This is a genomic window from Aeromicrobium sp. (assembly GCF_025965075.1).
Classification (GTDB): Bacteria; Actinomycetota; Actinomycetes; order Propionibacteriales; family Nocardioidaceae; genus Aeromicrobium.
The window spans coordinates 1-13,166 of sequence record NZ_JAOPXQ010000278.1 but is presented as its reverse complement, the minus strand read 5'-3'; the positions used below and the strand labels follow the sequence as shown (position 1 = coordinate 13,166).

General features: G+C 70.3%; 14 protein-coding genes, 1 tRNA gene and 1 pseudogene. 13 read left to right on the top strand and 3 right to left on the bottom strand.

Annotation, left to right across the window (positions count from 1 at the left end):
* Both JWQ91_RS16255 and JWQ91_RS16250 read right to left on the bottom strand, forming a co-directional pair.
* On the bottom strand, positions 1-555 hold a 555-nt coding region (locus JWQ91_RS16255), incomplete at its 3' end, for a hypothetical protein (RefSeq protein WP_297786581.1).
* Positions 556-558: 3 nt separating this feature from the next.
* Positions 559-1,350 carry an exodeoxyribonuclease III gene (locus JWQ91_RS16250; protein WP_297786576.1) on the bottom strand — a complete coding sequence of 264 codons (792 nt, stop codon included), beginning with the start codon at positions 1,348-1,350 and terminating at the stop codon, positions 559-561.
* Between the two features lie 98 nt (positions 1,351-1,448).
* On the opposite strand from JWQ91_RS16250, the gene JWQ91_RS16245 reads away from it, so the two are divergent.
* The 12 genes and pseudogenes from JWQ91_RS16245 to JWQ91_RS16190 all read left to right on the top strand — a co-directional run bounded on the left by JWQ91_RS16245 (position 1,449) and on the right by JWQ91_RS16190 (position 11,881).
* The gene (locus JWQ91_RS16245; protein ID WP_297786573.1) at positions 1,449-2,588 is read left to right on the top strand and encodes a peptidoglycan-binding protein; all 1,140 of its coding nucleotides are present in this window, start codon (positions 1,449-1,451) and stop codon (positions 2,586-2,588) included.
* Between the two features lie 108 nt (positions 2,589-2,696).
* Positions 2,697-3,437 carry a TIGR02206 family membrane protein gene (locus JWQ91_RS16240; RefSeq protein WP_297786570.1) on the top strand — a complete coding sequence of 247 codons (741 nt, stop codon included), beginning with the start codon at positions 2,697-2,699 and terminating at the stop codon, positions 3,435-3,437.
* A 9-nt stretch (positions 3,438-3,446) separates the two neighbouring features.
* Positions 3,447-3,815, top strand: a complete 369-nt coding sequence (gene ndhC, locus JWQ91_RS16235) for an NADH-quinone oxidoreductase subunit A (protein ID WP_297786567.1) — start codon at positions 3,447-3,449, stop codon at positions 3,813-3,815.
* A gap of 32 nt (positions 3,816-3,847) precedes the next feature.
* Positions 3,848-4,399, top strand: coding sequence for an NADH-quinone oxidoreductase subunit B (locus JWQ91_RS16230; RefSeq protein ID WP_297786584.1), 552 nt, complete (start codon positions 3,848-3,850; stop codon positions 4,397-4,399).
* A complete protein-coding gene (locus JWQ91_RS16225; RefSeq protein ID WP_297786564.1) occupies positions 4,396-4,983 on the top strand; it encodes an NADH-quinone oxidoreductase subunit C in 588 nt (195 codons plus the stop codon). The genes JWQ91_RS16230 and JWQ91_RS16225 overlap by 4 nt, the downstream gene beginning before the upstream one ends.
* Positions 4,976-5,944, top strand: a complete 969-nt coding sequence (locus JWQ91_RS16220; RefSeq protein ID WP_297786560.1) for a complex I subunit 1 family protein — start codon at positions 4,976-4,978, stop codon at positions 5,942-5,944. The genes JWQ91_RS16225 and JWQ91_RS16220 overlap by 8 nt, the downstream gene beginning before the upstream one ends.
* 125 nt (positions 5,945-6,069) lie before the next feature.
* Positions 6,070-6,300: pseudogene (locus tag JWQ91_RS16505) on the top strand (4Fe-4S binding protein); the annotation flags it as partial.
* Positions 6,301-6,467: 167 nt separating this feature from the next.
* Entirely contained in the window at positions 6,468-6,968 is a 501-nt protein-coding gene (locus JWQ91_RS16210) for an NADH-quinone oxidoreductase subunit J (protein WP_297786554.1), read from the top strand.
* Entirely contained in the window at positions 6,968-7,270 is a 303-nt protein-coding gene (gene nuoK, locus JWQ91_RS16205) for an NADH-quinone oxidoreductase subunit NuoK (RefSeq protein WP_297786551.1), read from the top strand. The genes JWQ91_RS16210 and nuoK overlap by 1 nt, the downstream gene beginning before the upstream one ends.
* Positions 7,267-8,991, top strand: a complete 1,725-nt coding sequence (locus JWQ91_RS16200; protein ID WP_297786548.1) for a proton-conducting transporter membrane subunit — start codon at positions 7,267-7,269, stop codon at positions 8,989-8,991. Before nuoK ends, JWQ91_RS16200 begins: the two co-directional genes overlap by 4 nt.
* Positions 8,988-10,481, top strand: a complete 1,494-nt coding sequence (locus tag JWQ91_RS16195; RefSeq protein ID WP_297786545.1) for an NADH-quinone oxidoreductase subunit M — start codon at positions 8,988-8,990, stop codon at positions 10,479-10,481. Before JWQ91_RS16200 ends, JWQ91_RS16195 begins: the two co-directional genes overlap by 4 nt.
* Complete coding sequence (locus JWQ91_RS16190) at positions 10,478-11,881, top strand: NADH-quinone oxidoreductase subunit N (protein ID WP_297786543.1); 1,404 nt, start codon at positions 10,478-10,480, stop codon at positions 11,879-11,881. Before JWQ91_RS16195 ends, JWQ91_RS16190 begins: the two co-directional genes overlap by 4 nt.
* A gap of 129 nt (positions 11,882-12,010) precedes the next feature.
* On the opposite strand, the gene JWQ91_RS16185 is transcribed toward JWQ91_RS16190, so the two are convergent.
* A complete protein-coding gene (locus JWQ91_RS16185; protein ID WP_297786540.1) occupies positions 12,011-12,502 on the bottom strand; it encodes a YajQ family cyclic di-GMP-binding protein in 492 nt (163 codons plus the stop codon).
* 90 nt (positions 12,503-12,592) lie between these two features.
* On the opposite strand from JWQ91_RS16185, the gene JWQ91_RS16180 reads away from it, so the two are divergent.
* Positions 12,593-12,674 (top strand) — tRNA-Tyr (locus JWQ91_RS16180).
* Positions 12,675-13,166 lie beyond the last annotated feature (492 nt).

The following is a 13,166-nucleotide window of genomic DNA, read 5'->3' as shown; positions in this document are numbered from 1 at the left end:
CGCCCGCGGGAGGCCTCGGTGGGCGCTGATGGTCTGCGTCGCGGGGTCCCACCGCCTCTCCTCGGCGCCCCGCAGGACCCTGACCTGCTCGAACGGGGTCAGCCCGTCCATCGTGTAGCGCAGCGAGAAGATCGCCGCCCACGCGTCCCAGTCGGGGTCGAGCGGTCCGTCGAGCAGGTCCAGGACGGCCGCGACGGTGTCGGCGAGCACCAGGGTCGTGGGACCGACGGCCGCGACGTGGACGGGCTGGTAGCCCCACGCCCCGGCGTGCAGGGTCACGACACCATCGGGCGCGACCGCGATGCCCGGGGCGACGGCCCGGTGCATCGCGTCGTCGACGCTGCGTACCGCGCTGACGTCACCCTGCGGCATCCAGTACGCGCCGCGGCCCCCGGCGGACCGCCACGCGTGGTGCCGGCCCTGCGCGAGCAGCAGCACGTCGTCGGTGCCGAGGTCGATGCGGCCCCAGCCGGGTCGCGGCGCAGTGACCCGCCGGCGGAGGTCGTCGGTGACGTCGCCGATCACCCCGACGACGTGCGTGGCGTCGTGGTCCACGGCTCAGGCGATCTCGATGACGACGGGCGCGTGGTCGCTCGCGCCCTTGCCCTTGCGCTCCTCGCGGTCGATCCAGGCGGAGTCGACGCGGGCGGCCAGCGCCCGGGAGGCGAGGATGAAGTCGATGCGCAGCCCGCGCTTCTTGGGGAAGGCCAGCTGCTGGTAGTCCCAGTACGTGTAGACGCCCGGGCCCGGCGTGTGCGGCCGGACGACGTCGGCGTAGCCCGCGTCGACGACGGCCCGGAACGCGTCGCGCTCGGGCACCGACACGTGCGTCTTGCCCTCGAACACGCTCATGTCCCACACGTCGTCGTCCTGCGGCGCGACGTTCCAGTCGCCCGTGAGAGCGATCTGCGCCTCGGGGTTGTCCTCGAGCCAGCCGGCGGCGACCTGGCGGAGCCGCTCGAGCCACGCGAGCTTGTAGACGTAGTGCGGGTGGTCGACCTCACGCCCGTTGGGCACGTAGAGGCTCCAGACCCGGACGCCACCACAGGTCGCGCCGATCGACCGCGCCTCGAGCACCTCGGGCTCGCCGAACTGCGGCTGGTCCGCGGCAAAGGACGTCGCGACGTCCTCGAGCCCGACCCGCGAGATCAGGGCGACCCCGTTCCACTGGCTCAGCCCGAAGTGCGCGACCTCGTAGCCCATCGACGACAGCTCGAGCGAGGGGAACTGGTCCTCACGACACTTCGTCTCCTGGATCGCCAGGACGTCGACGTCGTTGCGCTCGAGCCACCCCGTCACGCGGTCGATACGGCTCCGGATGGAGTTGACGTTCCAGGTCGCGATACGCACCCGTTGAACCTATCGCAGCCCGCCCCGGAGCCCGAGCCCGTGACAGATCGCCCGCCGGCACGCATAGTGGGAGGCGTTGTCTCGGGAGGGTCGGTGTCATGCGCAGGATCTGGATCGTCGTCGTCACGCTCGTGCTCGGTGCGGGGCTGCTCGCCGCGCCGGCCGCGGCGGGGGAGCCGCCCATCAAGCTGCCAGCCAGCCCCCGCGGGCTCAAGGCGCCCGTCACGCTGCCCGACGGCGTCGACCCGGCCTCGCCCTACCTCCCGCAGGTCTCGTGCAGCCCCGTCGACATGGCCGGCGTGCTCAAGCTGCGCAACCTCGTGCTCAAGACGTACGGCGAAGGGGGGAAGGGCGGCATCTCGCGCGGCTGCACCGACGGGCTGTCCGAGCACAGCGAGGGCCGGGCCTGGGACTGGATGGTCGACGTGCACGACAAGAGCGAGAAGGCCGCGGCCGCCAACTTCCTGTCCTGGGTGACCCGCAAGGACGGCCGCAACGCCCGACGGCTCGGGATCATGTACGTCATCTACAACAAGAAGATCTGGTCGGTCTACAACACCAAGGGCGGCTGGCGGAGCAACTCCGGCCACACCGATCACGTGCACGTCTCGTTCAGCTGGAACGGCGCCCGGGGCAACGTGTCCTTCTGGACCGGCAAGGTCGGCCGCATCGACTACGGACCGTGCGCCCGCTTCAAGGGCACGTACGCCGCCCGGACCAGCACGCCCCGCGCAACGGCGTGCGCCACCCCAGGCCCGCTGCTGGCCAAGACGTCGCTGGGCCAGCGCGCCTACGGCCGGACCGGGGCCACCGTCAAGAAGGCGCAACGACTGCTCGACGTCCCCATGACGAGCCGCTTCGACAAGGCGACCTGGACCGCGGTCCGGCGCTACCAGCGGACCCACGACATCCCCCGTACCGGCGTCCTGGACCACCCGACGTGGGCATCGCTGAGCCCGGCCGACGTGACCTATCGCGCGGTCGAGGGCTACACCCGGGACGAGGCGATCGCCTACGGGATCGACCACTACTCCGACGGCGTGATCGCCCCCGGCCGGGCGGCGCGGCCCGTCGTGTTCCTGCAGACGGCGCTCGGCCTGCCCCGCACCGTGCGCAACGGCTTCTACGGGTCCGAGACGCGCGCCGCGGTCAAGCAGGTGCAGAAGAGGGCGGGCCTGACCGCCGACGGCATCGTGCGCGGCGAGGAGTGGAAGGCGCTCAGGGCGCAGCAGGGCTGACCCGCCGCGAGGGCGGTCGACGAGCCAGGTGTCCGGGCCCGCCCCAGGTGGCTGAGGCGACGCCCGGAGGCCTGCCGCACCGCGCCGGGGCGGACTATCGTCGGCGGCATGGACCTGGCGGCGACGCGGGACTTCGAGACGTACGGGACGACGCACGTGTCGGCCCTCGCGGTGTTCGTCCTCGGCGCGGTGGCGGTCGTCCTCCTCGGTCGCCGGATCGGCGGCACACCGGCCGAGCAGGTCGTCCGACGCACGTTCGCGATCGCGATCGCGTGCTTCGCGATCCCGGTGCAGGCGATCCAGCTCGTCCCGGGGGAGTGGGACCTGCAGACGTCCCTGCCACTGCACCTGTGCGATCTGGCCTGGATGGTCGCGGTGCACGCTCTGTGGACCGGCCACCAGCTGTCGGCGACGATCATCTATCTGTGGGGCATCAGCCTCACGACCCAGGGGATGCTGACGCCGGAGCTCTCGTCGGACTTCCCGGACCCGCGCTTCCTGATGTTCTGGGGCATGCACATGCTGATCGTCTGGGCATCGTTCTTCCTGGTCGTGGGCCTGCGGATCCTGCCGACGTGGCACACCTACCGGCAGACCGTCGCGGTCACGCTGGGCTGGGCGGCGGCCACGTACGTCTTCAACATCGCGGTCGGCACCAACTACGGCTTCCTCAACCGACTGCCGAGGACCGCGTCGCTGCTCGACCTCCTCGGACCGTGGCCGGTCTACGTCGTGCTGGCCAATGCGATCCTCCTGGCGGGGTGGGCGCTGCTGACCTGGCCGTGGACGCTTCCATCGACGGCAGGCCCGACCACCCGCAATCCCCTCCGCGGGACCGATCTTCCCTAGACTCGACCCATGGGTGCCTACCTCGAGGACTACGCGGCGGTCGGCGTCATCATCCTGGTCGGGACCGGGCTGGCCGCGGCGATGCTCGGCGTCAACCGGTTGATGCGGCCACACGTCGCCGCCGGCGAGAAGCACGTGACGTACGAGTCGGGGGTCGACCCGGTCGGCGAGGGCTGGTCGCAGTCGACCGTCCGCTACTACGTCTATGCGTTCCTCTACGTCATCTTCGCGGTCGACGCGGTGTTCCTGTTCCCGTGGGCCGTCGTGCTGGAGGACATCGGTCGCGCTGCCGCGGTCGAGATGGGCATCTTCATCGGCATCCTGGTCGTCGGCCTGGCGTACGCCTGGCGCAAGGGGGTGCTGTCGTGGACGTCGTAGGCCCCGCGAAGTCCGGACAGGTCGACCTGCCCATGCCCACCCTCGCCCCGGCGACGTTGGGCATCGGCTCGCAGATCGCCCCCAAGCCGGCCCGCTACCTGCTCAACTGGGGCCGCAAGTACTCCCTGTGGGTCTTCAACTTCGGCCTGGCCTGCTGCGCCATCGAGTTCATCGCGACGTCGATGTCGCGCCACGACTTCATCCGGCTCGGCGTCATCCCGTTCGCGCCGGGACCGCGCCAGGCCGACCTGATGGTCGTCTCCGGGACCGTGACGGACAAGATGGCGCCCGCGATCAAGCGGCTCTACGACCAGATGCCCGAGCCGAAGTACGTCATCAGCTTCGGCTCCTGCGCCAACTCCGGCGGCCCCTACTGGGACTCCTACTCCGTGACGAAGGGCGTCGACCAGATCATCCCCGTCGACGTGTACGTCCCGGGGTGCCCGCCGCGTCCCGAGGCGCTGCTCAACGGCATCGTCACTCTGCAGGACAAGATCGCGGGGGAGAACCTCGCCGAGCGCTACCAGCGCTCCACCACGTCGCTGCTCAGCCCGCGGATCCCGCCCCCCGAGGCCGGCCCGTGACGCTCGAGGACAACGCCTTCGGCCCCCCGCACCGCGTCGTCGAGGCCGCCGTGTGGCACGACGCCGTGGTCCAGCTCAAGCGGGACGGCTACACCTACTTCGACTGGCTGTCAGCGGTCGACGAGCACCCCGAGGGATTCCGGCTCGTCCTGCACGTCGCCCGGGTCAAGCCCCTGGACCACCTGCTGCTGGTCGCCTACCTCGACCGTGACGAGCCCGTGATCGCCTCGATCGCGGACGTCTTCGCCGGTGCCGCGTGGCACGAGCGGGAGACCCACGAGATGTTCGACATCTCCTTCGGCGTCGACCTGGCCCCGCTGCTCCTCCCGGACGGCTTCGAGGGGCATCCGCTGCGCAAGGAGTTCGTCCTGGCCTCCCGGGTCGCCAAGCCGTGGCCGGGCGCCAAGGAGCCGGGCGAGAGCGACGCCGAGTCCGCGCACTCCCCGGGCCGCCGCCGCATCAAGCCCCCGGGCGTCCCCGACCCCCACGAGTGGCCCAGCCCAGATTCGCGGAGTTCTGCACCGTCTGGGGCCGGCGAAACGGTGCAGGACCCCGCAAATCTGGGACGGGGTCGCGATGAGTGAGCTCCTCGACGCCGTGCTGCGGTGCCTCCTGGTCCTCGGGGCCTTCCTGACCCTGCCGCTGCTGGTCGGCCAGATGGAGCACAAGGCCATGGCGCACATGCAGAGCCGGGTCGGCCCGATGGCCGCCGGCGGGTTCCACGGCTGGGCGCAGCTCGTCGCCGACGGGGTCAAGTTCGTCCAGAAGGAGAGCATCGTCCCGGCGGCCGCGGACCGCAAGGTCTTCGAGCTCGCGCCGGCCGTCGCGCTGGTGCCCTATCTCGTGGCGCTGCTCGCGATCCCGCTCGGCCCGTTCTTCGGCCAGGGCAACCTGATCGGCCAGGACCTCGACCTGGGCCTGTTCTTCGTCCTCGCGGCGATGAGCGTCGGCGTGCTGGGAACACTGATGGGCGGTCTGGGCAGCGGCAACAAGTACTCCTACATCGGCGGCATGCGGGTCGCCGCCCAGCTCATGTCGTACGAGCTGCCGATGGTCCTCGCCGCGGCCAGCGTCGCGATGCTGGCCGGGACGCTGTCGCTGATCGGCATCGCCGAGGCGTGGGAGCCGTGGTGGCTCCTGGCCCAGCTGCCGGGTCTCGTGGTGTTCTTCGTCGCCGGGCTGGCCGAGCTGCAGCGCCCGCCGTTCGACGCCCCGCTGGCCGACGCCGAGCTCGTCATGGGTCCGCTGACGGAGTACGGCGGGATGCGCTTCGCGATGTTCCTGCTGGCCGAGTACGCCGGCATCGTCGTGCTCGCCGGGCTGACGACGGTGCTGTTCCTCGGCGGCTGGGCCGGCCCGTGGTCCGACCAGCTGGGCTGGGCCTGGTCGCTGCTCAAGATCGTGCTGATCTCGTTCCTGGTGATCTGGGCCCGCGTGGCGTACCCCCGCCTGCGTGAGGACCAGGTCAACTCCCTGGCGTGGAAGGTCCTGGTGCCGTTGGCGCTGGCCCAGATCACGTTCACGACCGTGCTGGTGGTGTGGTGATGGCGTGGTGGGGCAAGGGCCTGGCCCAGGGGCTGGCCGTGACGTGGAAGAACCTGACGCACCGCAGCGTCACGGCGCACTATCCCGACGTCGAGCCGGACCTGCCACCGCGCAGCCGGGGCGTCATCGCGCTGCAGGAGGAGAACTGCACGTCCTGCATGCTGTGCGCCCGGGAGTGCCCGTCGTGGTGCATCACGATCGACTCGCACAAGGAGGTCATCCCGGCGACGACCGAGGGTGGCCGTGACCGCAGCCAGAACGTCCTCGACGTCTTCGACATCGACTACTCGATCTGCATGTACTGCAGCATCTGCATCGAGGTCTGCCCCTTCGACGCCCTGCACTGGTCGCCGGAGTTCGCGTACGCCGAGGGCGACCTCAAGGACCTGACCCACGACATGAACCGGCTCCGCACCTGGATGGGCACCGTCCCGCCGCCGCAGGCGCTCGACGCCAAGGCCGAGCAGGGCAAGGAGCTCACGACGTACGAGGCCTCCCTGCCGCGCGAGCCGGAGGCCGAGCAGTGAGCCTCACCGAGCTGGTGTTCCTGGTCCTCGCGGTCGTCGCGGTCGGCTCCGCCCTGCTGTCGATGACGAGCGGCCAGCTCGTGCACTCCGCCCTGTGGCTCGTCGTGACCCTGGGCGCCGTCGCGGGGTGCTTCCTGCTGATGACGGCCGAGTTCGTTGCCTGGGCGCAGGTGCTGGTGTACGTCGGCTCGGTCGTCGTGCTGGTCATCTTCGCGCTGATGCTGACCCGGCAGTCGACGGGTCAGAAGTCGGCCGAGGTCACCGGCAACCGCTGGATCGCGGCGCTCCTCGGCGTCGTCGCGGCGGTCGGGCTCGGCGCGACCATGATCGCGGGATTTCGCGGTGAGGAGATCGAGGGCCGCCGCATCGGCACGGCCGGCTCGCTCGGCCACGCCCTGTTCACCGACTGGGTGCTGCCCTTCGAGATCCTCAGCGGCGTCCTGCTGGCGGCGCTGATCGGCGCGATCGTCATCTCCCGGTCAGGGTCCGATCGCTGATGCCGCTGCTCTACCCGCTGCTCCTCGCTGCTGCCCTCTTCGGGATCGGTCTCTACGGCGTCCTCGCCCGGCGCAACGCGGTCCTGATGTTGCTCGGCGTCGAGCTCATGCTCAACGCGGTCAACCTCAACCTGGTCGCGTTCGACGCCTGGTTCGCCGACGCGCTGCACACCGGGCAGGTGCTGACCCTGTTCACGATCACCCTCGCCGCGGCCGAGATCGGCCTGGGGCTGGCAATTGTCCTCGCGCTCTTCCGCGCCGTCCGCTCGATCGATGTCGACCGGGTGGGGGAGGACGCGTGAGGGGCCTGGGCCGGCACTGGATCTACGTCGTCCTGACCGCGGCCCTCGCGGTCGCGGTCGCGATCTGGGCGATCCCGGAGCTGGGGGGCCGAGTCTCCTACTCCGGCACCTTCGGACCGGCACCGTCCACGCCGCCGCCCCTTCCGTCGCTCTCGCCCGACCTGTTCCTGTTCCCGACCTCGGCGCAGATCGCGCTGCTGGCGGTCGGCATCGGCCTGCTGGTGCAGATCTACTCCACGGCCTACCTCGGCCACCACCCGCGCTACCGGTCGTACGCCCTGATCATCGTGCTGTTCCTCGTCGCGATGCTCGCCGTCGTCGGCACGACCAACCTGTGGGTCCTGCTGGTGGGCTGGGAGGTCATGGGCCTGTGCTCCTACCTCCTGATCGGCCACGAGTGGCAGACCGGCGAGGCCCGGGCCGGCGCCGCCAAGGCATTCCTGGTGACGCGCATCGCCGATCTCGGGCTGGTGCTGGCGATCCTCGTGATCGGCGAGACCTACGGGACGTATGACCTCCTCGGCGCCGAGCTGGGCGCCTCGGAGGGTGTGCAGCACCCGACCGCGATCGGCCTGCTGGTCCTCGTCGCGGTCATGGGCAAGTCCGCCCAGTTCCCGCTCCACACCTGGCTGCCCGACGCGATGCCCGGCCCGACCCCGATCACGGCCCTGATCCACGCCGCCACGATGGTGGCCGCCGGCGTCTACCTCGCCGCGCGGCTCTTCCCGCTCTACTCCAGCTCGGAGGTCGTGGTCACCGCGATGGCGGTCGTCGCCGGCACCACGATGCTGCTGGGTGCCCTGTTCGCGCTGGTGCAGACCGATCTCAAGCGGGCGCTGGCGTGGTCGACGGTCAGCCAGCTGGCACTCATGTTCGCCGCGATCGCGACGGGCGACCCGGAGGCGGGGACGGACCACCTGCTCTCGCACGGCGTGTGGAAGGCACTGCTGTTCCTCGGCTGCGGCTGCCTGATGCACGCCGTCGGCTCGAGCGGCCTGTCCACGATGGGCGGGCTGCGTGACCGGATGCCCACGACCTTCGTGACCATGACGATCGGCTTCGCCGCCCTGGCCGGCATCGTGCCCACGGTCGGCTTCTTCACCAAGGACTCCGTCCTGCACGCCGTGCTGGAGGCCGGGGACGGGGACCACGGGGTCGCGGCCCCGGTGGCGTACGTCCTGCTGGCCGTCACACTCGTCACGTCGTTCCTGACCGCGGCCTACGCGACCCGGCTCTGGGTCCTGGCCTTCTTCGGTCCCGCTCACGCGGCGGAGGGCCGCGAGGTGCACGAGGCCCCGCGGGCCATGGTCGGTCCGCTCGTCGTGCTGGCGGTCGCGACGTTCGCGCTGTCGATCGGTCAGCCGTTCCACCTCGGGATCGGTGTGGTCGGAACGCTCGTCGCCCTCGCCGGCGTCGGCTTCGTCCTGTGGCGCCGGCGCGCGGGCTCGGCGCTCGCCTGGGCGCCCCGGCCGCTGGCCGCCGAGCTCGGCATCGACCGGGCCTACGACCACTGGATCCCCGCCGCCACGCGGGCCGCCTCCCGCGGCGTGATCGACGTCGACTCCGACGCGGTCGACGCCTATCCGCGGGGCTCGGCGGTCCTGTCCGACACCGTGTCGAAGGGGCTGGGCCTGGTGCAGTCCCGCAACGTCCAGCGCTACGCGACGGTCATCGCGGCCGGCGTCGTCCTCCTGACCGTGGTGGCGGTGATCTGGTCATGATCGTGACCGCCCTGGCCGTGCCGTTCGCGGTCGGCCTGCTGCTGATGGTGCTCCGCCGGTTCGTCGCCGGGCCCGTCGCCGGGATCGTCGGCGCCGTCGCGATGACGGTGTCGCTGGTCCTGCTGGGCCTGGTCTGGGAGGGCCGCGACGTCGTCTCCGGCGAGGTCGACGAGGCGTGGATCGAGCCGCTCGGCGCCCGCCTGCACCTGGGGGTCACGGCCCTGTCGTGGCCGTTCCTGCTGATGACGGCGTTCGTCGGCGTGCTGTGCTGCGTGTGGCTCGTCGCGGCGGACACCTCACCGGGCCTGGTCGGCCTGGTCCTGGTCATCAGTGCCTCCTCGATGGGTGTGTTCAGCTCGCTGGACCTGCTGCTGTTCTTCGTGTTCTTCGAGCTCGCGCTGATCCCGATGTGGTTCGTCATCGCGTGGTGGGGGAGTTCCAGCTCCAGCTCGTCGGGTGCGGACAGCACTCGTGGGGGTTTCACGAACGGTGGTCGCTTTGCGGCCACGGACGGTGCTCGCTCCGCGGCCACCAAGTTCCTGCTCTTCACCGTCACGGGCTCGGCGCTCCTGCTCGTCGGCATCGTGGTCGTCGCGCTGGACTCCGGCTCCCTGGAGATCCTCGGGATGCGGTCGACCTCGCTCGCCGCGGTCGTCCTGATCTGCCTGGGCTTCGCGGTCAAGACGCCGGTCGTCCCGCTGCACACCTGGCTGCCCGACGCCCACGGCAAGGCTCCGACGGTCGGGTCGGTGCTGCTCGCGGCGGTGTTCCTCAAGCTCGGAACCTACGGCCTGATCCTGCTCGGGACGAGCCTGGCCCGGTTCGAGGACGTCGCGCCCTACCTCGCGCTCGGTGGTGCCGTCGGGATCGTCTGGGCGGCGCTGGCCTGCTACGGCCAGGACGACCTCAAGCGCCTCATCGCCTACTCCAGCGTGGGGCACATGGGCTTCGTCGTCATCGCGCTGTCGACCGGGACCGGGGCGGGCCTCGCCGGCGCGGTGTTCGGGTCGGTCGCCCACGGGGTCATCACGGCCATGCTGTTCTTCGCCGCCGGATCGCTCAAGGACCGGTTCGGCACGGCGTCGATGGCCGCGATCGGCCGCGGGCTCTACGGGCGTACGCCGTGGCTGTCCGTCGCGTTCGTGCTCGCGGCAGTTGCCAGCCTCGGGCTCCCCGGGCTGGCCGGCTTTTGGGGTGAGCTGCTGGCGCTCCGCGCGGCGTACGAGGTCGGCGACGTGCTGACCCAGCCCGTCGCGTGGACCGCGCTGGGCCTCGCGCTGCTCGGTGTCGCCCTGACGACGGCCTACTTGGTCCGCGCCATCCGGCTGCTGGCGCAGGGGGAGCCGGTGCCGGCGGACGCCGACCGCGACCTCGCCGTCCGCGAGTCGGTCGTGCTCGGCGCGCTCGCGATCGCGGTGGTCGTCCTGGGACTGTGGCCGGCGCCGATCCTCGACCTGTACGACTCGGCGGTCGTGGCGGTCACCGGATGAACATCCCCATTGACTGGGCGCTCGCCGGCCCCGCCGCGATCCTCGGCCTCGGCGCGCTCGTGGCGCTCATGGTCGACGCCTTCTTCACCCGTCGGACGTGGCTCGGCTCGGGCCTGACCGCCAGCGCGGCGACAATCCTGGCCGGCGCCCACCTGGTGCTGCGACGGGACGACATCCCGACCTACACCGTGGCGCTGTCGGTCATCATCCTCGCCGGGCTGCTGTTCGTCCTGGTGGCGTCCAACGTCTCAAACTTCGAGACCGCGATGCCACCGGGGGAGTACCACTTCCTGCTGCTCGCCGCCGGGGCCGGAGCGCTGCTGATGGTCGCGGCACGGGACCTGGTGACGTTGATCGTCGCGCTCGAGCTGTTGTCGCTGCCGTCGATCGCACTGGTCGGGCTGCGCCAGGGCGACCGGCGGGCGATCCGGTCCGCGTGGACGTTCTTCCTGGCCTCGGTCGTGTCGACCGCCGTCACGTTGATGGGCGTCTCGTTGCTCTACGGCATCGCCGGGTCGCTCGACTACCGTCACCTGCGCCGTGGGCTGGCGACGGCCGACGTCCCCGACACCGTCATCGCGGTCGCGGTCGCGCTGACCGTCATCGGCCTGCTGTTCAAGCTCGGCGCCGTGCCGTTCCACGTGTGGATCCCGGACACATACGCCGGCGCGCCGGTCATGGTCGCGGCGTTCCTGTCGACGGTCTCCAAGGCCGCCTCGCTGGGCGCGCTGCTGGTGCTCGTCAGCGTCGCGTTCCCCTCCGCGCACGGCACCTGGCAACCCGTGCTGGCCGTCGTCGCCGCGGTGACCATGACGATCGGCAACCTCGGCGCGCTGCGGCAGACCGAGGCGATCGGCCTGCTGGCGTGGTCGTCCGTCGCCCAGGCGGGCTTCCTGCTGGCTCCCGCGACGGCGGTCCTGACGATCGGGGGACTGCCGGCGCCGGTGCAGTACCTCGCGGTCTACGCGCTGGCCAACCTCGTCGCGTTCGCCGCCCTGGCGGTGCTGCTGCGTCTGCGTGGCAGCACCCGGATCGAGGACCTGCGGGGGCTTGTCCGGAGCGACCCGTGGATGGGCCTGCCGCTGGTGTTCGCGATCCTGACGCTGGCCGGGTTCCCACCGGCGGTCATCGGCCTGGTCGCGAAGTACGTCGTGATCCGGCCCGTCGTCGACTCGGACCACCTGTGGCTCGCGGTCGTCATGGGCCTCAACGTCATGCTGGGGCTGGTGTACTACCTGCGCTTCATCGTCACGCTGTGCGACGTCGCGGACGGCGAGCCGTACGTCAGCCCGTCCCCGCCGGTGTCGGTGCGCTTCGCCAAGGCCACGGTCCTGATCGGCACCGTCGGGCTCCTGGTCCTGAGCGTGTGGCCGGGGCTCCTCCTCGACCACCTGCCGTAGGTCGGCCCAGCGGGGGAGTGGCCGTCCCGGCCTGGTCCCGGTCGGGCTCCAGAGCGGCCCCAGTCGCCGGTGTCACGGTGGGCGGGACCGACGGCGGGCTGACGTTCGGGACTCGGCCGTGACCGGAGATCAGCGGTAGTTGGTGAACTGCACCGCGAAGTCGAGATCGGCGCCCTTGAGGAGTGCGATGACCTCCTGCAGGTCGTCGCGCTTCTTGCTGGTCACGCGGAGCTCGTCGCCCTGGATCTGCACCTTGATGCCCTTGGGGCCCTCGTCGCGGATCAGCTTGGAGACCTTCTTGGCCTGCTCCTGGTTGATGCCCTCGCCGAAGTCGCAGTTGATCTTGACGTCCTTGCCGGACTGCCGGGGCTCACCCTCCTCGAGGGACTTGAGCGAGATGCCGCGCTTGATCAGCTTGTCCTTGAACACGTCGAGCACCGCGAGCGCCCGCTCGTCGGCGTTGGCGGTGATCTCGATGCCCCACTCGCCGCTCCACTTGATCTCGGCGCCGGTGTTCTTGAAGTCGTACCGGGTCTGGATCTCCTTGACCGCCTGGTTCAGTGCGTTGTCGGCCTCCTGGCGATCGATCTTGCTCACGATGTCGAACGACGAGTCGGCCATGGGGTGCTCCTGAAGCATTGCGGTGGGTCTGATTTCTCTCAGCCTAATCGGCTGCGATAGTGTTGCTTGTCGTTGCCCCGGCAACACCCCGGCAGGTTGCCCGAGTGGCCAAAGGGATCTGACTGTAAATCAGACGGCTCAGCCTACGCAGGTTCGAACCCTGCACCTGCCACAGCATGACAAGAAGCCCCTGACCTGCGGAAACGCGGGTCGGGGGCTCTCTCGTGTCCGCTTGAATGGCGTCTGATCTGCCTTTTCGCACCGCGCGGGCCGCAAGTCTCTGACCTGCGGAAATGTGAATCGACTGCTGAGGTCGGGGGGAATAGCGGGGGAAATTCGGGGGAAACGCGGCGCGAGGTTCGTGCTGAGCCGCTCATCTGGGGGTTCTCGGGAAAGATGCGCGGCTGGGATCTGAGGAAGAGTCAGACGCCGAACACCGACGGTGCCAACCGACTGTTGTCCGTCAATCGCGCTGAGATGAAGCGACTCCTCGAGTCCGGCCAGGCCTGTCGGGGACCTTTGGGTTCTCATGGTTCCGGCGTCGCATGGTCAGTCATTCGCGGTTCGGATGCACTTCACGACGTGGTGCAAGGGTCCAAAGTCGTTTGGTCCATTTCGTCCGATTGACGCCAGGCATCGGTGGTGGAGTCAGCACATCCGAGCC

Excerpts from the sequence above, each read along its gene's own strand:
- JWQ91_RS16245 (WP_297786573.1), top strand. The coding sequence starts at position 1,449 with ATGCGCAGGATCTGGATCGTCGTCGTCACGCTCGTGCTCGGTGCGGGG.
- JWQ91_RS16240 (WP_297786570.1), top strand. The coding sequence starts at position 2,697 with ATGGACCTGGCGGCGACGCGGGACTTCGAGACGTACGGGACGACGCAC.
- JWQ91_RS16230 (WP_297786584.1), top strand. The coding sequence starts at position 3,848 with ATGCCCACCCTCGCCCCGGCGACGTTGGGCATCGGCTCGCAGATCGCC.
- nuoK (WP_297786551.1), top strand. The coding sequence starts at position 6,968 with ATGCCGCTGCTCTACCCGCTGCTCCTCGCTGCTGCCCTCTTCGGGATC.
- JWQ91_RS16190 (WP_297786543.1), top strand. The coding sequence starts at position 10,478 with ATGAACATCCCCATTGACTGGGCGCTCGCCGGCCCCGCCGCGATCCTC.
- JWQ91_RS16195 (WP_297786545.1), top strand. The coding sequence starts at position 8,988 with ATGATCGTGACCGCCCTGGCCGTGCCGTTCGCGGTCGGCCTGCTGCTG.
- ndhC (WP_297786567.1), top strand. The coding sequence starts at position 3,447 with ATGGGTGCCTACCTCGAGGACTACGCGGCGGTCGGCGTCATCATCCTG.
- JWQ91_RS16185 (WP_297786540.1), bottom strand. The coding sequence starts at position 12,502 with ATGGCCGACTCGTCGTTCGACATCGTGAGCAAGATCGATCGCCAGGAG.
- JWQ91_RS16220 (WP_297786560.1), top strand. The coding sequence starts at position 4,976 with ATGAGTGAGCTCCTCGACGCCGTGCTGCGGTGCCTCCTGGTCCTCGGG.